General features: G+C 49.3%; 20 protein-coding genes. 13 read left to right on the top strand and 7 right to left on the bottom strand.

What is annotated here, in order from left to right:
• The first annotated feature begins 65 nt into the window (after positions 1–65).
• A complete protein-coding gene (locus B5D63_RS13945; protein WP_078669396.1) occupies positions 66–662 on the top strand; it encodes a DinB family protein in 597 nt (198 codons plus the stop codon).
• Here B5D63_RS13945 and uvrC read toward each other — a convergent pair.
• From uvrC to gpmI, 3 genes are all read right to left on the bottom strand, one after another.
• Positions 659–2470 carry an excinuclease ABC subunit UvrC gene (uvrC, locus tag B5D63_RS13940; RefSeq protein ID WP_078669395.1) on the bottom strand — a complete coding sequence of 604 codons (1812 nt, stop codon included), beginning with the start codon at positions 2468–2470 and terminating at the stop codon, positions 659–661. The genes B5D63_RS13945 and uvrC overlap by 4 nt on opposite strands.
• A 3-nt stretch (positions 2471–2473) precedes the next feature.
• Positions 2474–3061 (bottom strand): hypothetical protein, encoded by a 588-nt coding sequence (locus tag B5D63_RS13935; protein WP_143312901.1) that lies wholly within the window; start codon positions 3059–3061, stop codon positions 2474–2476.
• Positions 3062–3437: 376 nt separating this feature from the next.
• Positions 3438–4961, bottom strand: coding sequence for a 2,3-bisphosphoglycerate-independent phosphoglycerate mutase (gene gpmI, locus B5D63_RS13930; RefSeq protein WP_078669393.1), 1524 nt, complete (start codon positions 4959–4961; stop codon positions 3438–3440).
• A 307-nt stretch (positions 4962–5268) separates the two neighbouring features.
• Here gpmI and B5D63_RS13925 point away from each other — a divergent pair, with 307 nt between their 5' ends.
• The 4 genes from B5D63_RS13925 to B5D63_RS13910 all read left to right on the top strand — a co-directional run bounded on the left by B5D63_RS13925 (position 5269) and on the right by B5D63_RS13910 (position 7979).
• Positions 5269–5679: a DUF4783 domain-containing protein gene (locus B5D63_RS13925; RefSeq protein ID WP_078669392.1), complete on the top strand. Its 411-nt coding sequence runs from the start codon at positions 5269–5271 to the stop codon at positions 5677–5679.
• A gap of 199 nt (positions 5680–5878) precedes the next feature.
• A complete protein-coding gene (nadC, locus tag B5D63_RS13920) occupies positions 5879–6730 on the top strand; it encodes a carboxylating nicotinate-nucleotide diphosphorylase (RefSeq protein WP_078669391.1) in 852 nt (283 codons plus the stop codon).
• 10 nt (positions 6731–6740) lie between these two features.
• On the top strand, positions 6741–7622 hold the full coding sequence (locus tag B5D63_RS13915; protein ID WP_078669390.1) for a diacylglycerol/lipid kinase family protein: 882 nt from the start codon (positions 6741–6743) through the stop codon (positions 7620–7622).
• A gap of 18 nt (positions 7623–7640) precedes the next feature.
• Positions 7641–7979 (top strand): translation initiation factor, encoded by a 339-nt coding sequence (locus tag B5D63_RS13910; RefSeq protein WP_078669389.1) that lies wholly within the window; start codon positions 7641–7643, stop codon positions 7977–7979.
• Between the two features lie 95 nt (positions 7980–8074).
• Here B5D63_RS13910 and B5D63_RS13905 read toward each other — a convergent pair whose 3' ends face one another.
• A complete protein-coding gene (locus B5D63_RS13905) occupies positions 8075–9064 on the bottom strand; it encodes an aldo/keto reductase (protein WP_078669388.1) in 990 nt (329 codons plus the stop codon).
• An 89-nt stretch (positions 9065–9153) separates the two neighbouring features.
• Positions 9154–10083, bottom strand: a complete 930-nt coding sequence (locus B5D63_RS13900; protein ID WP_078669387.1) for a helix-turn-helix transcriptional regulator — start codon at positions 10081–10083, stop codon at positions 9154–9156.
• A gap of 370 nt (positions 10084–10453) precedes the next feature.
• Here B5D63_RS13900 and B5D63_RS13895 point away from each other — a divergent pair, with 370 nt between their 5' ends.
• Positions 10454–11992, top strand: coding sequence for a glycosyltransferase family 39 protein (locus B5D63_RS13895; protein ID WP_159456022.1), 1539 nt, complete (start codon positions 10454–10456; stop codon positions 11990–11992).
• Here the strand turns inward: B5D63_RS13895 and B5D63_RS13890 are convergent.
• Positions 11986–12729 carry a biotin--[acetyl-CoA-carboxylase] ligase gene (locus tag B5D63_RS13890; RefSeq protein WP_078669385.1) on the bottom strand — a complete coding sequence of 248 codons (744 nt, stop codon included), beginning with the start codon at positions 12727–12729 and terminating at the stop codon, positions 11986–11988. The two genes, B5D63_RS13895 and B5D63_RS13890, sit on opposite strands and share 7 nt — an antisense overlap.
• Positions 12730–12887: 158 nt before the next feature.
• Between B5D63_RS13890 and rsfS the strand changes: the two genes are divergently transcribed.
• From rsfS to B5D63_RS13870, 4 genes are all read left to right on the top strand, one after another.
• Positions 12888–13292 (top strand): ribosome silencing factor, encoded by a 405-nt coding sequence (gene rsfS, locus B5D63_RS13885; protein WP_078669384.1) that lies wholly within the window; start codon positions 12888–12890, stop codon positions 13290–13292.
• A gap of 77 nt (positions 13293–13369) precedes the next feature.
• A complete protein-coding gene (gene ftsH / locus B5D63_RS13880) occupies positions 13370–15403 on the top strand; it encodes an ATP-dependent zinc metalloprotease FtsH (protein WP_078669383.1) in 2034 nt (677 codons plus the stop codon).
• 8 nt (positions 15404–15411) lie between these two features.
• A complete protein-coding gene (locus B5D63_RS13875) occupies positions 15412–16047 on the top strand; it encodes a LutC/YkgG family protein (RefSeq protein WP_078669382.1) in 636 nt (211 codons plus the stop codon).
• 104 nt (positions 16048–16151) lie between these two features.
• On the top strand, positions 16152–16970 hold the full coding sequence (locus B5D63_RS13870) for a UDP-2,3-diacylglucosamine diphosphatase (protein WP_078669381.1): 819 nt from the start codon (positions 16152–16154) through the stop codon (positions 16968–16970).
• On the opposite strand, the gene recO is transcribed toward B5D63_RS13870, so the two are convergent.
• Complete coding sequence (gene recO, locus B5D63_RS13865) at positions 16935–17672, bottom strand: DNA repair protein RecO (protein WP_078669380.1); 738 nt, start codon at positions 17670–17672, stop codon at positions 16935–16937. The genes B5D63_RS13870 and recO overlap by 36 nt on opposite strands.
• Before the next feature lie 135 nt (positions 17673–17807).
• Between recO and B5D63_RS13860 the strand changes: the two genes are divergently transcribed.
• The 3 genes from B5D63_RS13860 (at position 17808) to B5D63_RS13850 (ending at position 24753) form a co-directional block, all read left to right on the top strand.
• Positions 17808–20219, top strand: a complete 2412-nt coding sequence (locus B5D63_RS13860) for an efflux RND transporter permease subunit (RefSeq protein ID WP_078669379.1) — start codon at positions 17808–17810, stop codon at positions 20217–20219.
• A 245-nt stretch (positions 20220–20464) separates the two neighbouring features.
• Positions 20465–21169, top strand: a complete 705-nt coding sequence (locus tag B5D63_RS13855) for a LuxR C-terminal-related transcriptional regulator (RefSeq protein WP_078669378.1) — start codon at positions 20465–20467, stop codon at positions 21167–21169.
• A gap of 473 nt (positions 21170–21642) precedes the next feature.
• Positions 21643–24753, top strand: coding sequence for a SusC/RagA family TonB-linked outer membrane protein (locus B5D63_RS13850; RefSeq protein WP_159456021.1), 3111 nt, complete (start codon positions 21643–21645; stop codon positions 24751–24753).
• Positions 24754–24788 lie beyond the last annotated feature (35 nt).

Here is a 24788-nt window from a genome sequence, read left to right as displayed (position 1 = left end):
AATCTTGATCTGCGCCAACTTTTTCCGTTGCGGACCATAGTAGTTTTGCAGTAAATCTTGTGAATATGGCCTCGATTAGCACCAGCACGCTTTTAAAACAACTCCGCTTACAGATCATAGCAGCGCAGTATAAAGCCGAAAACCACTTCGGCGGGCAGTCTGCCGAAGTATTGTCCTATACGTCCCAACCCGGCACATGGAGCGCCCTGCAGTGCCTGGAACACCTGAACACCTACGGCCGGTTTTATCTGCCGGCATTGGATAAAGCCATTACAGCAGCGGAAAGAAATGGGAGCCAACCCCTGGAAACCTTTAAGAGCGGCTGGCTGGGCGCCTGGTTTACCAAACAGATGCAGCCCACACCGGAAGGGAAACTCCGCTCCCGCATGAAGTCCCCTAAAGGACATCTCCCCTCTGTTCAGCCGGATGTGGCAAGCGTACTCAATGAATTTATCCTGCAACAGGAAACGATGGAAGCGCTCATGGACAGGGCTGCGAAAATCAACCTGCAAAAAGCGAAGGTGGCCACTTCCCTCTCCAGCCTCATCAAACTGTCTGTAGGAGATACGTTCGGCTTTATGACAGCACATATCAACCGGCATGTGCTGCAGGCGGAAAACATGATCCGCCGTTATCCGAAGCAGGTGGGAAAAGCCGTCTAGCCCTGGCTCTTATGGAAATGCTCCCATACCAGTTTGGCTTTGGCGCTGCCAATTTCCTGTGTGAGGTCTTCTTCTGAAAGCAGTTTTATTTTGGCGACAGAGCGGAATGTTTTCAATAGCTGCGTGGCGGTCTGTTCGCCGATTCCCTTAATGGTTTCCAGTTCATTTTTAAACGTGCCCTTGCTGCGTTTCTGACGGTGGAAAGTGATGCCGAAGCGGTGTACCTCGTCACGCACGCGGCGTATCAGCTTCAGGCTTTCGCTGTTGAACGGCAGTTTGATACTTTCTGAGTCGCCCGGGAAGAAGATTTCTTCCTCGTTTTTGGCGAGGCCAACGACCGTCATGCTGCCAATAAGGTCCAGCGCACGGATGCTTTCCATGGCTGATCCCAGCTGCCCTTTACCACCATCGATGATAACGAGCTGCGGCAGTGGCTGCTGCTCAGCCAGCAGGCGGGAGTAACGCCGGTATACGACTTCTTTCATGGAAGCGAAATCGTTGATACCTTCCACTGTTTTGATATTGAAATGGCGATAGTCCTTTTTGGAGGCTACGCCGTCTTTAAATACTACGCAGGCAGACACAGGGTAAGCGCCCTGGAAGTTGGAGTTATCGAAACATTCGATGTGTTCCGGCAGCAGTGGTAGCTCAAGGTCGGCCTGCAGCTGGTAGAGCACCTGCTTCCGTTCCATATCGCTCTTGCCTTCGAGGTGCAGTATTTTCTTCCGGTATAATTCTTCCTTGAAATAATTCACGTTTTTCTCCGACAGTTCCAGCAGTTTCTTTTTATCTCCTCCTTTGGGAACGGTGATGGTGACGTCGCTCTCAGGGTATTCCAACGGGAAGGGCACTACGATTTCAGGCGTGATGCTTTTAAATACGTCCCGCAGGTAGGCGATGGCGTAACTGAGCACTTCTTCATCTCCTTCTTCGAGCTGTTTTTCGAGGGTCACTGTCTTGGTATCTGAGATGGTGCCGTTGAGAATACGCAGATAATTGACGTAGGCATGGTTGCCGTCGCTGATGATGGAGAACACGTCCACGTTGCCCATACGTGTATTGACCACGGTAGATTTGGCGGAATAGTCTTCCAGGCTGGAGATTTTCTTGCGCATGATCTCCGCTTTTTCAAACTCCATGGCGGCAGCATATTGCTGCATTTGTTCCTTGAAAAGGTTTACCACGGGCGACAGGTTACCTTTCAACACGTTCTTCACCTGCGCCAGGCCTTCCCGGTAGTCTTCTTCCGTCTGTAGTCCCTCGCAGGGACCTTTGCAGTTGCCCAGGTGATATTCAAGGCACACTTTGAACTTGCCCTTTTTAATATTCTGATCGCTGAGGTTGAGATTACAGGTGCGCAGCGGAATATTGTAGCGGATCACTTCCAGTATTTCCCGGACGCGGCCCACGGAGGTAAACGGTCCCAGATAGTCCGATCCGTCTTTAATCACGTTGCGGGTAAAGAACACCCTCGGGAATGGTTCGTGTTTGATGACGATATAAGGATACGTTTTATCGTCTTTCAGGTTGATGTTGTACCGGGGCTGGAACTGTTTGATCAGGGAGTTCTCCAGCAGGAAGGCGTCCTGCTCGGAATTAACGATGGTAAACTCAATGTGGTGGATGTGTTCCACCAGTTTACGTGTCTTAAAGTTATCGTGATATTTAACGAAATAGGAACTTACTCTTTTGCGCAGGCTCTTTGCTTTACCTACATAGAGCAGTGTGCCGTCCTTGTCGTAATATTTGTAGATACCGGGATCAAGTGGTATGGTATGTGAAATTTGCTGAAATTCTGCTGCTGTCATGTGTTACATCCTGGTTTTGGGTGTGACTGTTACATTGACTTCAATCTCCTTCGGTGACAGAAAGGCTATTTTCTGGTAGGTGGCGATACGGATATTTTTGTTTCGCTGGTATAACAGGTCCTGCCTGAACTCGTATACCATATTGACCGTATAGCTATGGATATTTACCTGTTGTATGGTCCCGTTTTTATCCAGTTCCATCGTGATTTCGGAAGGGAAAGTTTGTTTGCCTTTCGACTTATAAATTACTGATTTCCTGCCGGAGAAAGGATCATACAGGCTGGAGGTATCGTATTGGTCCCGCAGGGAGGGTTTATTCAGGTCGATATCAGCGAATGGTTTCAGCAGGTCTCTGACGGCAGTGCTGTCGGTGCCGTTGACGGTGGCCGTATCGCTTACGCCGTTGAGGGTGATTATCTTGTGCAGGCTGAAGCCACCTGCGCGGATATGTTCCCGTTCTCCGTTGAAGTAGGCTGGTAGTGGCTCAAATTTGGCTCCGGCCGTTGTTTTTCCTGTTGTATTGTTATCCTGATGGCAGGCTATAAAACCGAATATGGTTAATAGTACCGTCATGTAGCGGTAATGTCTCATACGGCAAAATTAGTACTTAAATACGGGCCAGAAAAAATGCGCCGTAAAAACGGCGCATCGATGCATGAGCAAATCTGTCGAGAGCACTAAAAATATGAATATCAGTCTTTCGGACTGAGAAAAAAGCAGAATGGTGATAGTTAAACGGGAGGGATTAATGAAAAGTTACACACGCTGAAAATATTTTTTCACACAGCGCGCTAAGCAGCTTTTCACGCAAAGGCGCCAAGCAGCAAAGACGCTAAGAAATAATGAGAAAACAAAGGGCGATTATCAAATTTTGATAATCGCCCTTTGTTTTCTCATTTATCTTAAAAAAGACTTAGCGCCTTTGCTGCTTGGCGTCCTTGCGTGAAACCCAGCGAGCCTGCGAGTGCTATACCAGGAGGTTGCCGGTCATTTCCTTCGGAGCGGCCAGGCCCATGAAGTGCAGAATGGTGGGGGCGATGTCGCCGAGTTTACCATCTTTCACTTTACCCTGGAAGTCGTTGCTGATAATGAAGAAAGGAACGAGATTGAGGGTATGGGCGGTGTTGGGGGTGCCGTCTTCGTTGACCATATAGTCAGCGTTGCCGTGGTCGGCGGTTAGGAATACGGTGTAGTTGCTGGCCAGTGCGGCGGCTACTACCCTGCTGACGCAGTGGTCTACTGTTTCCACGGCTTTTACGGCAGCGGAGAATACGCCGGTATGGCCCACCATGTCCGCATTGGCGAAGTTGAGGGCGATAAAATCGGCTGATTTTTCCTGCAGTACCGGAACGATGGCGTCTGTTACTTCGTTGGCGCTCATTTCCGGTTGCAGGTCGTAGGTGGCCACTTTGGGGGATGGTATCATGATCCTGCGTTCGCCGTCAAACTCTTTTTCCCGTCCGCCGGAGAAGAAGAAGGAAACGTGCGGGTATTTTTCGGTTTCTGCGATACGTACCTGTGTATAACCGTCTTTCGCCAGTACTTCGCCGAGGGTCATGTTCAGGTTATCGTTTTCGAAGATGACATGTACGTTTTTATAGGTTTTATCGTATTCCGTCATGGTGGTGTAGTATACCTGCAGCGGCTTCATCCCGAAATCCGGGAACGCTTCCTGTGTGAGCACCTGGGTGATTTCGCGGCAGCGGTCCGTGCGGAAGTTGAAGCACAGTACGGCGTCGCCGTCCCGGATGGTGGCGAGGGGCGTGCCGGCTTCGTCCTGTACGATGATCGGCTTGATGAATTCGTCGGTGACGCCTTCTGCGTAGGAGGCTTTGATGGCGGTGAACAGGTCGTGTGTGCCGGTGCCGGTACCGTTTACCAGCGCATCGTAGGCCAGTTTCACGCGTTCCCAGCGTTTGTCCCTGTCCATTGCGTAGTAGCGGCCGGTGACGGAGGCTATTTTGCCGGTTGACTGCTGCAGGTGGGCCTGCAGGTCTTCCAGGAAGCCCAGTCCGCTTTTCGGGTCGGTATCACGGCCGTCGGTGAAGGCGTGGATATATACTTTTTCCAGTCCCTGGGCTTTGGCGATGGAAGTCAGTGTTTTCAGGTGTTCGATATGCGAGTGTACGCCGCCGTTGCTCACCAGCCCGATGAGGTGGAGGGCTTTGTTGTTGTTTTTGGCGTGCGCCAGGGTGTCCAGCAGAACGGGATTAGCGGCCAGTTCACCGTCGCGGGCGGCTACGTTGATTCGTTGCAGTTCCTGGTATACGATCCTGCCGGCGCCGATGTTGAGGTGACCTACTTCGGAATTGCCCATCTGGCCGTCCGGCAAGCCTACCGCTTCTCCGCAGGTAACGAGGTTGCTGTGGGGGTATTTGTTATATAGGCTGCTAACAAAGGGAGTCTGTGCTTGTGCAATGGCGTCAGCGGCAGGCACTTTACCTTCGCCCCATCCATCCATAATTACGAGAATGGCTCTTTTCTTTTCCATATCCTGTCTGGTTAAGGTTAATGTTTTATGATTTCAACTCGGGAGGTGAAAGTACTTATAATGCAGCTGAATACTTTCTAAATATTTTACAAAAATAAGGCTAATCCAAAAATTATGAATGCCAGGGTCAGTCATCTCGCATTTTGATAATCAGTTATTCGAATTAATTTGCATATTATTTTTGTCTTATTATTTACGTGTTCATTGCTACCACGATGGTGTGATTTTATTGAAATACAACGTGTTTGGCATAGTTTTCGCATTTAATTTGTGTTGATTAAGTTACTTTCTAATAAAAAAACTGACAATGAAGAAGCTATTGATTGTGCTGATGGTGTTGTTGGGAGGAATTATTTCAGCATTTGCACTGGCGGCACGTTCAGAGGAGATGCTGGTGGCCGGACCGTTTGAAGATGTGGTAGGTGCTATCAAACAAGGCGACGTAAACAGCTTATCCCGTTACCTGGACAACAATGTCGAAATTAATATCAGTGGTAAAGCGAATGCTTACAGTAAAGCACAGGCGGAGATCATCCTGAAGGATTTCTTCTCGAAGAACCAGGTGAAATCCTTTGAACTGGTACACCAGGGAGGCGAAGCCTCTAAGTTCGGTATTGGTAATCTGAGCACCAGCGGAGGGAATTACCGCCTTTCGTTCTTCCTGCAGAAAAAAGGAGGGTCCATGGTCCTCAACGAGCTAAGATTTGAGAATAAGTAAAATTGACCACATAAATTAATTGAAAAGGCCTGGGTGCTCCGCTATTAATTGCGGGGCACTTTTTATTTTTGCACCGGTTTCACGCAGAGAAAAGAAGAGAGCAAAGAGAATAAGCTCTCTGGGAAAACATAAACCATGGTCTTCCCGCTTTGCGTACTTTGCTTACTTAGCTCGCTTTGCGAGATTAAATTATGCACCTATGTTAGATGAAGCAGCGCTGAACGCGTTTATCAGAAGCGCCCTGGCAGAAGATATCGGAAATGGCGACCACTCCACGCTGGCCTGCATTCCGCCTACAGCCAAAGGAAAGGCGGTATTGAAGATAAAGGAAAACGGCATCCTCGCCGGTATGGAAGTGGCAGCAGCCATCTTTAAATGGCTGGACATGCACGCGGTATTTACCCCTTTCAAAAAAGACGGTGATACGATGGCAGCCGGCGAAACAGCTTTCGAAATCGAAGCGGCAGTACATACCCTGCTGATGGGAGAACGACTGGTGCTCAACTGTATGCAGCGCATGAGCGGCATCGCTACGCTCACCCACCAATATGTGGAACTGCTGAAAGGTTATCATACCCGGATTCTCGATACCCGCAAAACCACTCCCAACTTCCGTATGCTGGAAAAGGAAGCTGTTCGTATAGGCGGTGGCGTTAATCACCGCATGGGCCTCTATGATATGGTGATGCTGAAAGACAATCACATTGATTTTGCCGGCGGTATCACTGCGGCGGTCAATAAAACAGTGGCTTACCTGGCAGAACGGAAACTGCCGCTGAAAATAGAAGTCGAAACCCGCAACCTCGACGATGTAAAAGAGGTGCTGGCAGTAGGACAGGTAGACCGGATCATGCTGGACAACTTCACGCCTGAACAAATTACCGCTGCTTTGGCGTTAATTAACGGGAAGATGGAAACAGAAGCTTCCGGCGGCATCAACCTCAGCACTATTCAGACGTATGCAGCCACTGGTGTGGATTTTATCTCTGTAGGGGCCATCATTCATCATGCTGTAAGTCTGGACCTGAGTCTGAAAGCGATTATATCTTAAAACAGTTCTTTTGAAGAAGATCCTTTTTATCATTAACCGCAAAGCGGGCACAGATCGTGAAAAACGACTGGAGGGAGCTATCGGCAGGCATTTCCCGGCAAATCAGTTTGAGGTGAGCATCACCCATCTGGCTTACCTGGGGCATGGCACCGACCTGGCCAGAGAAGCGGTGAAAAACGGAGTGGATACTGTTGTGGCCGTGGGCGGCGACGGATCTATCAATGAAATAGCCCGGGGCCTGGTAGACAGCAATACCGCTATGGCCATCCTGCCGCTGGGCAGTGGCAACGGGCTTGCCCGCGCGCTCAAAATACCGCTCGACGTAGACAAGGCGCTGCGGCTTATCGTGAACAATAAACAACGCCCCATTGATGTGGGTTATGCCAATGAGCACCTGTTCCTCAGCAACGCCGGCGTTGGCTTCGATGCGCTCATTGCAGAGCAGTTCAAACATACAAAGAAGAGGGGACTGGCGGGTTACGCCAAACTCGTCCTCAAAAGCTTCAGCAGCTACAACCCGGAAGCCTACCACATCAGCATCGATGGCCGTCAGCTCGATGAAAAAGCATTCCTGCTGACCGTCGCCAACGGCAACCAGTTTGGGTATGAGTTTAAACTGGCGCCGGGCGCCAGCGTCTTTGACGGACAACTGGACCTGTGCATCATGCCGCCTGTACGTTTTTATCATCTGCTGCCTGTCAGCTTTCATTCCCTGATGGGTAACATCGATAAAACACGTTATCTTAAACATTTCACCGGAAAGGAAATCACGATCCGCAGCACTTCCCTGCAGTACCTGCAGGTAGATGGCGATGCTGTACCGATCAACGGTGACGGTTCGGTGCGGTTGTCTGTAAAACCCGCCGCCATCAAGGTAATCGTGAATGAATAACCGCTAAACTTTTGTGCAATGACAAAGAAAAAAAATAGCTCCGGCAACGGGATCGTATACTCTACCGATCCTAATTTTTCTTTTGAACCGGAACATACCGAAGAACAGGAAACCCTCTCCCCTGCTGAACAACAGCTGAGGGTGAAACTAGACACCAAACAACGCGCCGGCAAGGTAGTAACGCTGGTAGATGGTTTTATAGGAAAAGATGAAGATGCGGAGAAACTGGGTAAAGACCTGAAGACAAAATGCGGTACCGGCGGTAGCGTAAAAGACGGTCAGATACTGATCCAGGGCGACTATAAAGAGAAAGTGATCAAATGGTTGCAGGACTGGGGCTATAAAAAAACGAAATAACGATTTCAAAATTTTTTGATTTACGATTTTTTGATTTTGAGAATTTGCCCGACATCTCCCCGAAATCAAAAAATCGTAAATCAAAAAATCTTTGCCTAGCGGTTTACCAGTTTCAGTGCGCCCTCACTGTACCTGGAGCCGGCAACGCCGTCTTTCAGGATGGTTTTAATTTTTTCCAGGTCAGCGCTGTTCAGCTGAACGTCTGCGGCAGCAGCGTTTTCCTGTAAATACTTCCTGCGTTTGGTGCCGGGTATCGGTACGATATCTTCTCCCTGAGCCAGCAGCCATGCGAGAGAGAGCTGTGCGGAGGTGATCCCCTTCTCTTTCGCGAAGTTTTCCAAAGCAGTCACGGTTTGCAGGTTCTGTTCAAAATTACCTTCCTGGAAGCGGGGCAACGTTCTGCGGAAGTCATTGGCTCCCAGCGTAGCGGCGTCTGTGATAGCGCCGGTGGCCATGCCTCTTCCCAGGGGGCTGTAAGCCACTAACGAAATGCCCAGTTCACGGGTGGTTTTCAGAATTTCTCCTTCCACATCTCTGGTAAACAGGGAATATTCGCTTTGTAATGCGGCGATCGGATGTACGGCATATGCTTTCCTGATAGAAGCAGCGCTGGCTTCAGAGAGGCCGAGGTAGCGTACTTTACCGGCTTTTACCAGGTCGGCCATAGCGCCCACGGTTTCTTCGATCGGCACGTTTTCATCCACCCGGTGCGCGTAGTAGAGGTCGATCACGTCCACTTTCAGTCTTTTCAGGCTGTCTTCCACGGCCTGTTTCAGGTGTTTGGGAGAGCCGTCGAAATAGGTGGAGCCATCTTCTCTGTATCTGAAGCCGAATTTGGTAGCGAGGAATACCTTATCTCTTTTGGTAGCCAGTATTTTAGAAAGCAGGGTTTCATTGGCGCCCTGCCCGTACATATCTGCGGTATCCCAGAAATTGATGCCGAGGTCCAGCGCCAGTTCCAGTGTTTTCAGAGACTCTTCCTCGTTGAAATCACCGTCGTGGCCATAGGCAAAGGACATGCCCATGCAACCCAGTCCAATCGCTGATATTGATTCATCTGTTTTTCCAAGTTTTCTGTACTGCATATAGTTAAATTTTTATGGTGTCAAAATTAACCAGCGGTAAGTGGACAGCAATTGTAGCAGGCAAAGTATTAATTGTAAAAATCAAAGTATTACTGTAGCCGGTAGATATGGGGCGACTGCCCGCTGTGGTTTTTGAAGAAATGGGTGAAGTTCCCCGGGTCTTCAAAACCGAGGCACCAGGCTATTTCGGAGATTTGCCAGTCGGTGTGTATCAGCAGCAGCCTGGCTTCCAGCAACAGGCGCATACGGATATGCTCGCTCACAGTACGGCCGGTCGATTGTTTTACGCATGCGTTCAGATGATTGGGATGCGTATTAAGTTGAACGGCGAACTCCTTCGCGGTTTTCAGTTTCACCTGGTGATGGTTGTATTCAATGGGAAACTGTTTTTCCAGCATATCGGTGAAGCGGTGTGAGAGCACCTGCGCGGCGGTTTGTGTTCTTTGCGGCGTGTATGCTTCCGTTGCCAGCCTTTTGCCTTCCAGCATCAGCAGCCGCAGGTAAATCAGAATGGCTTCCTGTTTAAAAGCGGCGTTCTCCTGGTATTCTTTCAGCAATTGCCGGAAAATGGACTGCAGGTAACCGGATTGTTGCTCGTTGAGCTTAAATACTGCCCTTGCGCCCTGCTGCAGCAGCGGGTGATGGAGCAGGTCTTCATGCGGTGAATGTACGGAGTCGAACAACAGATCGGTAAAGAGGCAGAAATAGCCCTCCTGTTCGTCTGTAGCAGCTCTCCATGTTTTGATCTCGTGCGGATTCAGGAACAGCAATGTGGGACCATCTATCTCATAGCGGTCTTCCCCCATGGTGAATATCCCTTTGCCTTTGCTGAAAAAGCTGATCTTATAATAGTCCCTTCTGCTGGCGATCACTTCGTCCACACAGGGGTACTCGGCCCGGTCATGTACGGCAAAGCTGCCTTTCAGCGGTGCTTTGGGTATCATATGCGGGGAGTACAGTTTTTCGGTGAAGTCCTCCATTCTCTGGAGCTGAATGGCGGGGGTTTTTTGAATAGGCATGATCAAATGTAATGGTTTCCCGATAAATTTTTCGGGGTAATATAGGGTGACTATGTTAAGTTTTTATACCTGTAGATACCTTCAAACGCTTTGTGGGACTGCCCGGCATTATTAAACGCAACAAAGTTGCAAATTCATTTTTGATTTATTTCCGAAAATTTCACAATTTGTTAACGCCTTTATCAACCAAAATCTTGTTATCATCGATGCCTTGATGATCCCTTGTACAGAGCGTCCTGCCTGCAAAGCGGATAAGCAAGATACTAAAGTTACCTGCGGAATGACTGTGCTTTTAAAAGGCAGTTTTCCGCTTTTTTTTGCTGACAACATCATACAAGTCCCTGTCATTGATCAATCAAAATCATATTCCATGGAGCTGAGCCAGCGTCGTACTTCCCTGTTATTGCTCTTGTTGTTTCTGGTATTTAAGATGGCGTTTCAGTATACGGTGGTAAACCCGGCCTTTGAGTTGCACCGCGATGAGTACCTGCATCTGGACATGGGGTATCATCTGGCAGCAGGGTATTTATCGGTACCGCCTTTTACGGCGTTTAATTCCCTGCTGGTCAGGTGGCTGGGCGGTGGTGAGTACTGGGTACGGTTTTTTCCGGCGTTGTACGGCGCGCTGACCATGGTGGTGATATGGCGGATGGTGCGTTTCCTCGGCGGCGGGCTGTATGCACAGGCGCTGGCCCTGTCGTTGTTCGTTTGTTCGGCTTTTTCCCGTTTAAATGTGCTTTATCAGCCTAATTCTTTTGACGTGCTGGTGTGGGCATTGTTATGCTGGCTGATGATGCGTTATCTGCAAAGCCAGCAGGGGAAATGGTTGTTATGGGCGGGCGTGGTGGCCGGGATCGGGGTGCTCAATAAATATACGGTGATGGTGCTGCTGGCCGGATGGCTGGTGGCGTTGCTGCTATCGTCGCACCGACGCATTTTCCGGGAGAAGGCGCTCTATCTGGGAGCGCTGATCGCGCTGGCGTTGGCGGCGCCTAACCTGGTATGGCAGATACAGCAAGGTTTTCCGGTGCTGCATCATATGAAAGAGCTGGCGACCACGCAACTGGTGCATGTGAACCGGATGGACTTTGCGGCGGACCAGTTTATCTTTTTCTTTGGCGGCGCCTTTCTTATTGTGGCGGCCTTTGCGGGGCTGTTTTTTTACTGGCCCTACCGGCTATACCGTGTTATTTTGCTGATGTATGTGCTGGTGATATTGCTGTTGATTTACATGAGGGCAAAGAGTTATTACGCGCTGGGGCTTTACCCGGTGCTGATAGCCTTTGGCAGTACTTACTGGGAGCGCGTTTTCCGAAATGGCTGGACCCGTTATCTGCGCATATTATGGCTGGCCGTTGTGGTGCTGCCTTTTGTATACCTGCTCAACGTTGTTTTCCCGGTGCTGAGCCCTGCGCAGATACAGGAGAAGTCGGGCAAGTTTGCCGCGCTGGGCATGTTGCGGTGGGAAGACGGGAAAAATCATGCGTTGCCGCAGGATTTTGCCGACATGCTGGGCTGGGGGGAAACTGCGCAGCTGGCCATGCAGGCGTGGCAACGGGTGCCGGAGCATGACAGGAAAAACACGCTGGTACTTTGCGAAAATTATGGTGAGGCGGGAGCGGTCAATTATTATAACCGCGGCCGGATGCCGGCGGCGGTATCCTTCAGCGCGGATTATGTGTACTGGTTTCCGCCGCTGGACTCTCTGCAATACATTGTGCTGGTCGGAGAAACGCCTTCTGAAGCCTATCGCCCGCTGATTGGGAAGATGGAAAAGATTGGCTCGCTGGAGGATTCGCTGGCCCGGGAGCATGGTGCGCCGGTGTACCTGTTGTCCGGGCTGTCGCCGCAGGTGCCGGCACTGCTGCGCAAGGCGGTGCAGGAGCGGCAGCGGAGCTATCGCTATTGACCCAGCACGAACTCCACTTCCCCGAAGCCCAGCCGGAGGATTTCCCCTTCTCTTTCGAGGCAGAGGTGCCCGTCGGGCAGTACGTCGCGGATGATGCCCTGAAAAACGACGCCGTCTTTCCGGTACAGGCCGGGTTGTTGCCAGCGGAACAGTTTGGAGGTATATTCTGCCAATAGTGTATCAAGAGCGGACATCTGCAGTGTCCGGATACGGGCATCGAGATAGCGGCAAAGCTCCTGTGCCAGGGTGACGGCGTCCCAGTTTTTGCCGGTGATCTGCTTTAGTGACACTGCGTTGGGCAGGTGCTCCGGAAATTTCCCCTGATTCAGGTTGAGTCCGATGCCAATAATGGCATAATGCCACATATTACCCCTTAAAACATTCTCTATCAGGATGCCTCCTGCCTTTCTGTCACGCCAGTAAATATCATTTGGCCATTTGATAACTGTTTCGTCGCCGGCATGGGCCGAGAAGAAATCGTGTGTGCCGAGGGCTACCGCCATGCTTAGCATGAACTGGCGGGAAAGCGGCAACATGGCTGGTTGCAGCGCTATGGAGAGGGCTATGATGTCTCCGGGGCGGGCTACCCATTGTTTGCCACGGGTGCCTTTTCCTGCTGTCTGGTTGCTGGTAAACCAGGCTGTACCGGATGTCACCTGGCCGGAATTTACCCGTTCCATGGCATAGTTATTGGTGCTGTCAATTTCGTCTAATATATAAAACGGGTGTCCTACCACATGAACCTTTTTTAGTCTTAAAACAGCCGGAAAAGTAATTCATTTTATTATTTTCTTAACATTTGTAGGCCCTTGAGCATGATATTTCTGCACGTTATATTAGTGCTTGTTTAGTAACTTTGACAATTAAAGTTTATTTTTAACAAAAACGAGATTTATTGGCACCCTTAACCGTTCTGAGCACGAGGAAAAAGGCCCAAACGCGCCTGACCAGAGAAAGTGAAATTTTTACCACCATCATAAAAGCCATACAGGAAAAGAAGGGGGAAAATATCGTATCCCTGGATCTACGCCAGATTCCTGAAGCTGTGGCCGATTTCTTTGTAATATGTGAAGCCAATTCCAATACCCAGGTAAGAGCTATCGCCGATTTTGTTGCACACGAAGTGGAGCTGAAAGTAGGTGAAGCCCCTTATAAACACGAGGGCTTTACTGCTCAACAGTGGATACTGGTGGACTATGTGAATATTGTAGTGCATATATTCCAGCCGGAAACAAGGAAATTCTATAATCTCGAAGAAATGTGGAGTGACGCCGACAGGATGGACCACAACGATGACTGAACAAAACAGTCGTGAAAGTATTAATTATTATATAAATATTCTGATTGTAATAAACATCCGTAAAGGAGCGTAAGATTATGGAAAAAGGAGGCAATAACTTCAACAAGGGTTCAGAGAAATCTCCGAAGAAAGGACCGAAGTTCAATATATACTGGGTATATGCCTTTATAGGCATCGCCCTGCTCGCAATGAACTTCCTCCCGGATTTCAGACCCTCTACCAAAGAGATCAGCTTCCAGGAATTTCAGGTAAGTTATTTGAAACCTGGGGACGTAGATAAATTGGTTGTCGTAAACAAGAAATATGTAGAAGTCTACATAAAACAGGACAGTCTTAAACTGCCAAAATTCACGGAAGTGGCCAGAAGCCGTTTTGGCGGCGGCCTGAACCCGGGACCTCACTACCGCTTCTCTATTGGTAGTGAAGAGAGCTTCAAAAAAGATATCGACAAAGCCCAGGAAGGCGTGCCGATGGAAAGCCAGGTAAAAATCTCCTATGACGAACGTCAAAGCTGGTTTGAACCGATTTTCCAGTTGCTGCTGCCTATCATCCTGATCATTGGCCTGTGGGTATTGCTGATGCGTAAAATGGGCGGCCCTGCCGGCGGTAGCGGTGGCCCGGGCGGCATCTTCAATATCGGCAAATCCAAAGCCACTTTGTTCGATAAAGGCACCCGCGTGAACATTACGTTCAACGATGTGGCTGGTCTGGACGAAGCGAAGGTGGAAGTGATGGAAATCGTGGATTTCCTGAAAAATCCGAAAAAATACACTTCTCTGGGTGGTAAAATACCGAAAGGCGCGCTGCTCGTAGGCCCTCCGGGTACCGGTAAAACCCTGCTGGCGAAAGCCATGGCGGGAGAAGCGCAGGTACCTTTCTTCTCCATGTCCGGTTCTGATTTCGTGGAACTGTTCGTGGGTGTGGGTGCCAGCCGTGTACGCGACCTGTTCAAACAAGCCCGCGAAAAAGCACCCTGTATCATCTTCATCGATGAAATTGATGCGATCGGTCGCGCCAGAGGTAAAAATGTCATGATGAGCAATGACGAAAGGGAAAACACCCTGAACCAGCTGCTCGTGGAAATGGACGGTTTTGGTACCGACAGCGGTATCATCATTCTCGCGGCCACCAACCGCCCGGATGTGCTGGACAGCGCTCTGCTGCGCCCCGGCCGCTTTGACCGTCAGATTTCCATTGACAAACCAGACCTGGCCGGAAGAGAGACTATCTTCGAAGTACACCTGAAGCCTATCAAAACATCCCCTAACCTGGATGTGAAGAAACTGGCCTCCATGACGCCCGGTTTCGCCGGCGCCGATATTGCCAACGTATGTAACGAGGCAGCCCTGATCGCTGCCCGTAAAGGCAAAACACAGGTGGAGATGGAAGATTTCAACGATGCTATCGACCGTGTGATCGGTGGTCTCGAAAAGAAAAACAAAATCATCTCCCCGGAAGAAAAAGAAGTCATCGCTTATCACGAAGCAGGACATGCTATCTGCGGATGGTACCTCGAACACGCTAACCCGCTGGTAAAGGTGACCATCGTGCCCCGCGGCGTGGCTGCACTCGGATACGCGCAATACCTGCCGAAAGAACAATACCTGTACAACACCGAACAACTGCTGGACGATATTTGCATGACCCTTGGCGGCCGTGCGGTGGAAGAGCTGGTATTCGGTAAAATATCCACCGGCGCGCAAAATGACCTGCAGGTAATTACCCGCATGGCCTACGCTATGGTGACCGTGTACGGTATGAACGATAAAATAGGCAACGTGTCTTTCTATGATCCGAACAGCGATCAGTCTTTCACCAAACCGTACTCCGAGGAAACATCCCGGTTGATCGACGAAGAGGTGAGAAAACTGATTGACGCGGCTTACGTGCGGACCAAAAACCTACTGACCGAAAGAATGGAACAGGTGAAAACGCTTGCGAAGGAACTGCTGGAAAAAGAAGTTTTATACCAGTCCGACCTGGAAAGGCTGATCGGCAAACGTCCTTATGACTTGCCGAGAGAACATCACCTGGGTAAAGAAGGCATGACGACTGACGGTGTACATCCGACAGACATCATCAACCCTTCTCCTTCACCTGCTAATGCATAATTTTTGATATGAAGATTTCTCCTGCCAAGGAAAATATTCTGAAGAGAGTACGGAATGCGTTAAGCCAGCCAGTACAGTTGCCCTTCCCCAATTCGGAGGGCAACTCCGCTGTTTTTAAGACAGACAGCGAAGGGCTGGAACTGAGGTTTGCAGAAGAATTTACCAGGTTACAGGGGAAATTTGTTTTCTGTACCAGCAAAGCAGAACTGATCGAAAACCTGCGGTTGCTGTCTGATAATAAGGAATGGCGGAATGTATACTGCCAGACGCCTTCCCTGCAAAAACTGATAGGCAAAAACGACCTGCCTACCTTAAACCAGGGAAACATACATGAAGCAGATGCCGCTATCACAGATTGTGAATACCTGATAGCCCGCACCGGTACAGTGGTGCTCAGTGCCGCTCAACCCAGCGGAAGAGTGGTGCCCGTATATGCGCCTGTTCACATCATGGTGGCTTATACCCACCAGCTGGTGTATGACCTGAAAGATGCTTTCAGCAGACTGAAAGATAAATACGGTAACGACCTGCCTTCAGCCATATCCTTTGCTACAGGGCCCAGCCGTACGGCAGACATCGAAAAAACACTGGTGGTGGGCATCCACGGACCAAAAGAAGTATACGTATTTTTAGTAGACGAATAAATCATCTGCAGTAGCCTTCCGCTTACAGGTTTTAACAGAACATCCCGTTCTTTAAAAACCATATGCGGAAGGCTATATGTTTGAGGGATAATGCATATTGTCACATGGAAATTCCTTTACCAGCCAATAAGAAAATATACTTTGCTTCCGACTTTCACCTCGGAGCGCCCAACATGACGGCCAGCCGGGAGCGGGAGAAGCTCATCGTGCAGTGGCTGGAGATGGTGGAAAAAGACGCTGCGCATATCTTCCTGGTAGGGGACCTTTTCGATTTCTGGTTTGAATATAAACATGTGATCCCCAAAGGATATACCCGGCTGCTGGGAAAACTGGCGGACCTCACTGACAAAGGCATCGGTATATCTGTATTTATTGGTAATCATGATATGTGGATGGACGGCTATTTTGAAGATGAGCTGAACATCCCGGTATATTACGAGCCGCAGGTATTTACCATCAGCGGCAAAAAATTCTATATTGGCCATGGCGACGGTCTCGGTCCGGGTGATCATGGTTATAAATTCCTCAAAAAAATATTCCGTAACCCGGTATGCCGCTGGTTGTTTTCCTGTATTCACCCGGTAATGGGCATCTCCCTGGCCAACTATTTCAGCCGTAAAAGCCGCGCTGCTACCGGTCAGGAGCTGGAACATTTCATCGGAGAAGATCAGGAGTGGCTGGCCATTTACAGTCGTGAGGTGTTGCAACGGGAACACTTCGACTATTTTATTTTCGGCCACCGCCATCTGCCGCTGGACCTGCTTGTAGGGCCCGACAGCCGGTACATCAATCTCGGTGAATGGCTGAATTATACTTCCTACGCCGTTTTCGACGGCACTACTACCACGCTGGAATTCTTTACAGATGCGGGAGCTGCATTGGTGCAATCAGGCGTCAAGGATCTCGTGCAGGATCGGCGGTGAGTGGAGCTCCGTGAAATCAGGCATATGCAGCCGGAGAAAATCCAGGTAAGCGTATAGTAATTTCCTTCTTTTTTCTTTTGACATGTGGATAGCTGCCAGCTGCTGTACTTCGTTGCACTGGAACAGCCGGTCGGTCAGTTCACTGTACTCGGGGTCCAGGTGGTCGCTATGGTGCGGCGGCAGGTCCGAAAATGTTCCTTCCAGCAAATCCAGATAAGGGGTATACTCCGAAAAATGCCCGTTGAGCCGAAAGCCCAGAAATGCCGCCAGTTTCAGCGTATAGTACAGCGGCAGGTTGGCGATGACCGCCGTGGGCGATCCGTCCAGCAGTTGTAATGTATTTTCCGTAAAGTAATACAGGTCCAGGTGCTGTTCCGGTTGCTTCAGGCTCTTCTGCAGCAGCTCTATCAGGTAGAGGGCAATGGTGTTTTTCACCACATTGTAGTGCAGGGAAGTATAGATGTAGCCCATCTTGAATTCAGTGATACGCTGCAGGTTTTTGATCTCCTGATGATACACCACCAGTTCAAGAATATTTCCGGGTTGGAGCAGGTTGCCTTTGGCGGCTTTGGGTTTGGACGACCGCACGCCGTTCACGATATAGGACTGAAGGCCGAATAATTCCGTGAAGATGCCTGCGATCACGCTCGTGTCGCCATATTTCACCGTACGTAATACTATGCCGCGTGTTTTGTGAAGCAACGGTCTGTGTTTTAAGGATGCCGCAGGAATAAAGTTGCAATTTAGGGTAAACAAATGTAATTCATCTGTCGGCGGCGGGTTGGCTAATGGGGATTTTAACTACCTTTACGCCATTTAACAAATTGAAAAATCCTTATGTGGCAACGCTTAGCCGGCTTTGTGCTAAAATTCCGATTACCGCTCCTACTCCTGTTACTGGTCGCCACCGGCGTAATGGCCTATTTTGCCGCCAAGGTGCAGATGTCTTACGACTACGTAGCGACCATACCGCATGATAACCCTAAATTCCTGGAATACCAGGAGTTTAAGAAGAAGTTTGGCGGCGACGGCAATATGCTGGTGTTGGGCGTACAGACCGATAAATTTTTTCAGGCGGATTTTTTCCGCGATTACCTGCAGCTGAATCACGACCTGAAAAAAATCAGCGCCGTGGAGAATATCCTGAGCGTGCCGCTGGCCATCAACCTGGTAAAGAATGACAGTACCCAGAAACTGGAGGCCGGCCTGTTGTTTAAGGACAGTAGTTATGCACAGCCGCAGATTGATAGTCTGGCGGGTGTTTTCAGGACCTTGCTGTTCTATAGGGGGTTGCTTTACAATCCGGATTCGAAGGCCTATATGATGGCCATATACGTGAATAAAGACGTGTTTAACTCTCCCGGGCGTACAGCCGTTGTGGCGGAGATCACCAAACTGGCCAAAGCATTTGAGGACAAGCATCATACAGAAGTGCACTTGAGCGGCCTTCCGCTGATTCGTACGGTCATGGCCGTTAAGGTGGCGGATGAGCTGAAGCTTTTCCTGAAGATCTCTTTCCTGCTGACGGGGCTGATCCTGTTTTTATTTTTCCGCTCCTTTGGCGCCGTGCTGATGTCGATGGTGGTAGTAGCCATCGGGGTTATCTGGTCTGTGGCCACGATTGTGCTGATGGGCTATAAAATCACGTTACTGACAGGGTTGATTCCCTCCCTGATCGTGGTGATCGGTATTCCCAACTGCGTTTATTTTCTTAGTAAGTATCATACGGAATATGCGCGCCACGGCAATAAGACCAAGGCGCTGGTGCGGATGATACAGCGGATGGGGATTGTGACCCTGTTTACCAATCTCACCGCTGCCATTGGTTTTGGCGTGTTCTGTTTTACCAATAGCGCCATTCTCAAAGAGTTTGGCGTTGTAGCGGGGCTGAACATCATGTTCATCTTCCTGATCTCTTTCATTTTCCTGCCATCTGTATTAAGTTTCCTGCCACCGCCGAAGACCAAGCACATCAACTACCTGGAGAACGGTTTCCTGGGCAAAGTGCTGGACTTCCTGACGACGCTGGTGTTTAAGTACCGCAAGCCGGTATACTTTGTTACCGCAGCGCTGGTCATTGCGGCGCTTGTAGGGATGGGCCGGCTGAAATCTGTGGGATACATGCTGGATGATATTCCGAAGACAGACAAACTGTATACCGACCTTAAGTTTTTTGAGCAGAATTTTAAGGGGGTGATGCCGCTCGAGATAGCGGTCGATACCAAACGAAAAAACGGTGTGGTGAACCTGCAAACGCTTAACAAGCTGGATGAGCTGACAAAACTGATAGCGGAACAGCCTGATTTTGCGCGGCCTTTATCTGTTGTGGAAGGTATCAAGTTCGCCAAGCAGGCGTACTATAACGGGGATAGTTCCAACTATGCGGTGCCCAACTCGTTTGACCTGGGTTTCCTGGCGCCTTATCTCCGGATGAAATCGGCTAATGCGCCCAGCGGGTCGGCGACTACCTTTTCCAAGCTGGTGGCTTCTTTTATGGACAGCACCAAGCAGGTGGCGCGCGTAAGCGTGAATATGAAAGACGTAGGGTCTCAGCGGCTGCCGGTGCTGATGGATTCGCTGGAACCGAAGGTGACGGCCATTTTCGATACCGCGCATTACAAGGTGACCTTTACCGGTACCAGCGTTATTTTCCAGGAAGGTACGCGCTTCATTATCAACGGGCTGACAGAAAGTATTCTGTTGGCTTTTGTCTTGATCATGGTATGTATGCTGTATCTTTTCCGTTCCTGGCGGATGCTGATCATCTCGCTGATTCCGAATATTATCCCGCTGGTGGTAACCGCCGGGGTGATGGGCTGGGTTGGTGTGGCGTTAAAGCCCTCCACGGTGTTGGTGTTCAGCGTGGCGTTGGGTATAGCCATCGACGTTACCATCCGTTTCCTGGTGAATTTCAAGCAGGAGTTGCCGCGGCATAACCTGGACATATCCGCTACCGTGAAGCAGACGATTCATGAAACGGGGTTGAGCATTATTTACACCTCGATGATCCTGTTTGCCGGATTTATGATTTTCAGTTTTTCCGAATTCGGGGGTACGAAGGCGTTAGGGTGGCTGACGTCTCTGACGCTGGTGGTGGCGATGATCACCAACCTGACGATTCTGCCGGCTTTGTTGTTATGGATGGAAAAGGCGTTGTTAAAAAAGGCGCGTAAGAAGGAGTTGTGGAAACCGCTGGACGAGGAGGCGGATATTGAGATGTCTAAACTGGGAGTAGACGACATAGAATAATTTTTTATAATAAAAAGTGTAAAGCAGCAAGGACGCCAAAGCATTTAAAGCTGGCGTCCTTGCTGCTTTGCGCTTTTGAGGCCCTATGCTAAACAAATTCTTTTTTTTAGCTAAAATGGACAAAAAAAGGCTTTAAAATAATCTAGTGGGCAGCATTCAAATACCCTTATCGCCGCTTGTATAAAAGCTGTGTATATACCGGATAAAAAATAAGAGGTTTATAATGCCATTCTAACCACTAGTTCATGAAAAACAAGTACTTAAAAGGTGCTCATTTATCTGAGCGCAAGTTTAAGGAGATCCTGCGGCTGTTCGCCGATGATCTCACTGCGACGCAGATCGCGGATATCAGCGGAGTAAGCAGAGTAACGATTAACAGTTACCTGAAAAAGCTTAGAAACCAGATAGCCCGTTTTTGCGAGGCGCAGCATCCAGTGCCGGTTCCGGTCGTAGCCTACGACAACCGGCAGGTTGAGACCCAGACAGACCACGACGGCGACACGCTGGTGGCTGTCAAACCCGAAGTAGACCGTCTTGTAAAGCCGGTTATTTTCGGTATCTGCAGAATTGCTGACCGGTTGCACACCGAAATTTTACCTGATGTAAGCAGACCTATGATCCATGCCGCCACGCGCGGCCGTTCCGTGTTGGAAACACTGGATACTACAGAACGTTTGCGTCGGTTTAACGGCGTGGTGGACCTTGGCCAGTACCGTTTGTACAGGTTGGGTGCTTCAACAACAGATACCGTTAGCGGCGGCCCGTTAATGGATGACGTAGATGCATTCTGGGGGCTTACCAAGCACCGCCTGGCCAAGTTCAAGGGATTGAACCGCAATACGGCCTATCTGCATCTGAAAGAATGTGAATACAGGTTTAATCATCGTAATGATGACCTGTACAGTGTGCTGCTGGAATTGTTAAAAAATTACCCGCTCACCCTGTCCTGATAACTTTATTTGTCCCACCAACCGGTGGGACAACATTTATTTCGATTTAGATTTTGTTTGATAAGTGCAAGTGGTAATCTTGCCGCTTGTTTATTTTCATATATATACATATTTTTTTAAAACGCAATAAGTTAACGTCGTGTTAAAAAAATGTTATCTGATTGTTATAGCCAACTTTTCCAGCTTAATTTTTTGTTAATAAAAACTATATTTACAGCTGGTTGAAAAATTGTTAAGGAAACTGCTTATGGGAAAGAAGTTAACTACTTCTTCAGGCGATTTATTAAATAAATCGCAACAGAACTCGTTGGTTTTTGCGAATATGTTACTGTAATTACACCTGCTGGCTTTAGTTCTCCACACATTATATCAACTTTTATTTACGACACGGAAACCAAATGAATTGAGGTGAAAGGCCTTGATATAGATTAGTATTTTTTGAAGGTTAAAAACTAGGAAACAAAATCATGCTTATGAGGAAAGTATTATTTCTCCTCCTGGCCGTGCTGTGCATGGTCGGCCAGGCCTTTGCGCAAAGTCGCAGCCTAACGGGGAAAGTTACCGACGGGAAAGACGGATCTCCTATACCTGGCGCAACCATCCAGGTAAAAGGTACCACCAGAGGTACTGCCACCACTCCCGATGGTGCATTCAGCCTGCAGGTATCTGCAAACGATGTATTAGTAGTTTCATTTATTGGCTATGAAAAGAAAGAAGTACCGGTAGGCGCCGCCGCCACACTTAAAATTTCATTGTCCGCCGATTCCAAGAACCTGGACGAAGTAGTAGTGACCGGCTACACCCTGGAGAAAAAGACAAACTCCACCATCGCCGCTTCTACGATCACCGGCGCCAAGGTGAACAACATTTCCCTGCCGGATGTAAACCAGATGCTGCAGGGTAATGCTCCGGGCCTTTCTGTATCTACCAACTCCGGCCAGCCTGGTTCCAAAACGGAAGTAAGGGTACGCGGTGTAGGTTCGGTATCTGCCGGTACCAGCCCACTGTATGTACTGGATGGTATCATCATGTCTTCCGGTGATTTCACGCAGAACACCCCCTCTCAGGACATCCTCTCCAGCCTGAACCCAGCCGACATTGAAAATATCACTGTTTTGAAAGATGCGGCTGCTACAGCGCTCTACGGTTCCCGTGGTTCCAATGGCGTGATAGTGATCACTACCAAAACCGGTAAAAAAGGCCAGAGCAGAATTAACTTCAACGGTAAATTTGGTTTCCAGAACCTGGCTAAGAGCATTCCCATGATGAATGCCACTGAGCTGCTGCAATTCCAGCGCGAAGGTTTGACCAACGTACTCAACACCAACGGCACCAGAAAATATACGGATGCTGATATTCAAAAATTCCGTCCTGACCACCTGGCTGACTATAATACAGACTGGATGGACCTGGCTTTCCGTACTGGTAAAACCCAGTCCTACGGCATCAACGCCAGCGGCGGTAACGAAAAAACTACCTTCTACGCTTCCGGCGACTACTTCAAACAGGATGGTATCCTGATTGGTAGCAGCTTTAGCCGCTATTCCGGTCGTTTAAACGTAGATCACAAGTTCAACAGCAAATTTGACCTGAGCGTGAAAATGAGCGGTAGCTATACCGATCAGGCAAGCGCCGGTCCCGGTAACTCCTACTCTTCTCCGCTGATGGGCGCCCTCACACAGGTTCCCTGGATTCCGGCGAAAGACGAGAACGGTAATCCTTATATTGGTTATGTTGGTGGTCAGCCTGGCTCTCCCACCTGGTCCGGCGTTGCTGATATTCCGGATTCATGGCGTCCGGTACTGCAGGGCGGTAACTTCCTGCATACTGTAGCCAACAACTACCGGAAAAACAATAACACGCAGACTATCTTCAATGCAGCCCTTGGTTACAACATCATTGACGGTCTTCGCCTGGTAGTAAAAGGTAATGCAGAACTGACCAATATCCGTGAGAAACAATGGACTGCGCCGAACTCCTACGATGGCCGTAACTATGGCGGTTACCTGTACAACGGTTCTGCTTTCATGGGCCTGTACACCGCTCAGCAGTTGTTGACTTACAACTTCAGCATCAATAAAGATCATAACTTCCGCCTGCTGGCCGGTAATGAATACTCTTACCAGAGCAGGTCCAACTCCCTGTATGCGAAAAACGGTTTCCCCGGCAATCAGCTGCAGGTGCCCGATGTAGGTGCTAACCTGTTTGACGGTTCCGGCAATGAAACTGCTTATGCTTTCCAGGGCCTGATCGGTAAAGCGGACTACGACTATAAATCCAAATACTTCCTGAGCGCCAGCTATAGAAGAGACGGTTCTTCCCGTTTCCCTAAAGACGCCCGCTATGGTAACTTCTACTCTGTAGGTGCTGCATGGCGTATTACAGAAGAAGAATTTGCGAAAAACATTTCCTGGCTGAACGACCTGAAACTGCGCTCCAGCTATGGTATCATGGGTAACGCAGAAGGGCTGGGCGCATATCCCGACTTCCCTTTCCGTGCGCTGTACAGCCTTTCCGGTGCTTACCTGGGTGAAACAGCAGGATTTGCCAATCAGCCTGGTAACCCTAACCTGAGCTGGGAAAAACAAAACCTGTTCGACGTAGGGCTGGACTTCAGCGTGCTGAATCGTCGTGTGTATGGTAGCGTTGGTTTCTACGACAAACGTTCTTCTGCCTTGCTGATGGAACTGCCGTTGTCTATGACCACTGGTTTTGAAGCGATCAACATGAACGTTGGTAAAATGATGAACCAGGGCTTCGAGGTAAGTATCGGTGGTATTCCTGTAGCTACTAAAAACTTTACCTGGTCTTCCGACGTGAACTTTGCTACCCTGCGTAACAAGGTGCTGGACCTGGGAGGACAGAAGTCTATCCCTGCCGGTACCAGACAGCGTATTGAAGTGGGCAGAGCTATTGGTTCCTGGTATTTGCCGGTATGGTACGGTGTAGATCCGCAGACCGGTAACCCGCTCTGGGTTGGCAACGACGGTAAACCTACCACCAGCTACCTGGAAGCACAGAACAACAGACAATTTGTAGGTCAGGCTTTGCCTAAGATCACCGGCGGCTGGACCAACAAAATCAACTATAAAGAATTTGACCTGTCTGTATTGATCACCTTCAGCGCTGGCAACAAAGCATACAACTCCAACCGTGCTAACCTGGAGAGTGATGGTGCCAACACCCGCAACCAGGCAAAGGATGCTATGGACCACTGGCAGAAACCCGGTGATATCTCCGACAGACCGAAAGTAATATTCGGTGGCGCCGGTGCAAATGCCGGTAACCAGTCATCAACCCGTTACCTGGAAAGCCTGGATTATGCCAGGATCAGAAACCTCACCCTGGGTTACACACTGCCCAAAAAACTGCTGACTAATATGAAGCTGCAGTCGCTGCGTGTATATGCTCAGGCGGAGAACTTGTTCACACTCACTGGTTATAAAGGATGGGACCCGGATATCAACACTAACCCGCTTCCTCCTACCAGTACTGCTTCTGTAGCTACCACCAACGCAGGTATTGATTTTTATCGTTACCCTACTTCCCGTGTGTTCACATTTGGTGTTAGTGTAGGCTTGTAATTGAAGAAGTTGATTAACAAAAATCTTGGTTAAAT

It is taken from the genome of Chitinophaga eiseniae (assembly GCF_900167135.1).
Taxonomy (GTDB): Bacteria; Bacteroidota; Bacteroidia; order Chitinophagales; family Chitinophagaceae; genus Chitinophaga; species Chitinophaga eiseniae.
This window is presented reverse-complemented; position numbering and strand designations above follow the sequence as displayed.

Excerpts from the sequence above, each read along its gene's own strand:
- B5D63_RS13875 (WP_078669382.1), top strand. The coding sequence starts at position 15,412 with ATGAAGATTTCTCCTGCCAAGGAAAATATTCTGAAGAGAGTACGGAAT.
- B5D63_RS13870 (WP_078669381.1), top strand. The coding sequence starts at position 16,152 with ATGGAAATTCCTTTACCAGCCAATAAGAAAATATACTTTGCTTCCGAC.
- B5D63_RS13935 (WP_143312901.1), bottom strand. The coding sequence starts at position 3,061 with ATGAGACATTACCGCTACATGACGGTACTATTAACCATATTCGGTTTT.
- B5D63_RS13850 (WP_159456021.1), top strand. The coding sequence starts at position 21,643 with ATGAGGAAAGTATTATTTCTCCTCCTGGCCGTGCTGTGCATGGTCGGC.
- B5D63_RS13860 (WP_078669379.1), top strand. The coding sequence starts at position 17,808 with ATGTGGCAACGCTTAGCCGGCTTTGTGCTAAAATTCCGATTACCGCTC.
- B5D63_RS13900 (WP_078669387.1), bottom strand. The coding sequence starts at position 10,083 with ATGCCTATTCAAAAAACCCCCGCCATTCAGCTCCAGAGAATGGAGGAC.
- gpmI (WP_078669393.1), bottom strand. The coding sequence starts at position 4,961 with ATGGAAAAGAAAAGAGCCATTCTCGTAATTATGGATGGATGGGGCGAA.
- B5D63_RS13945 (WP_078669396.1), top strand. The coding sequence starts at position 66 with ATGGCCTCGATTAGCACCAGCACGCTTTTAAAACAACTCCGCTTACAG.
- B5D63_RS13855 (WP_078669378.1), top strand. The coding sequence starts at position 20,465 with ATGAAAAACAAGTACTTAAAAGGTGCTCATTTATCTGAGCGCAAGTTT.
- nadC (WP_078669391.1), top strand. The coding sequence starts at position 5,879 with ATGTTAGATGAAGCAGCGCTGAACGCGTTTATCAGAAGCGCCCTGGCA.
- B5D63_RS13895 (WP_159456022.1), top strand. The coding sequence starts at position 10,454 with ATGGAGCTGAGCCAGCGTCGTACTTCCCTGTTATTGCTCTTGTTGTTT.
- uvrC (WP_078669395.1), bottom strand. The coding sequence starts at position 2,470 with ATGACAGCAGCAGAATTTCAGCAAATTTCACATACCATACCACTTGAT.
- B5D63_RS13910 (WP_078669389.1), top strand. The coding sequence starts at position 7,641 with ATGACAAAGAAAAAAAATAGCTCCGGCAACGGGATCGTATACTCTACC.
- B5D63_RS13925 (WP_078669392.1), top strand. The coding sequence starts at position 5,269 with ATGAAGAAGCTATTGATTGTGCTGATGGTGTTGTTGGGAGGAATTATT.
- B5D63_RS13905 (WP_078669388.1), bottom strand. The coding sequence starts at position 9,064 with ATGCAGTACAGAAAACTTGGAAAAACAGATGAATCAATATCAGCGATT.
- ftsH (WP_078669383.1), top strand. The coding sequence starts at position 13,370 with ATGGAAAAAGGAGGCAATAACTTCAACAAGGGTTCAGAGAAATCTCCG.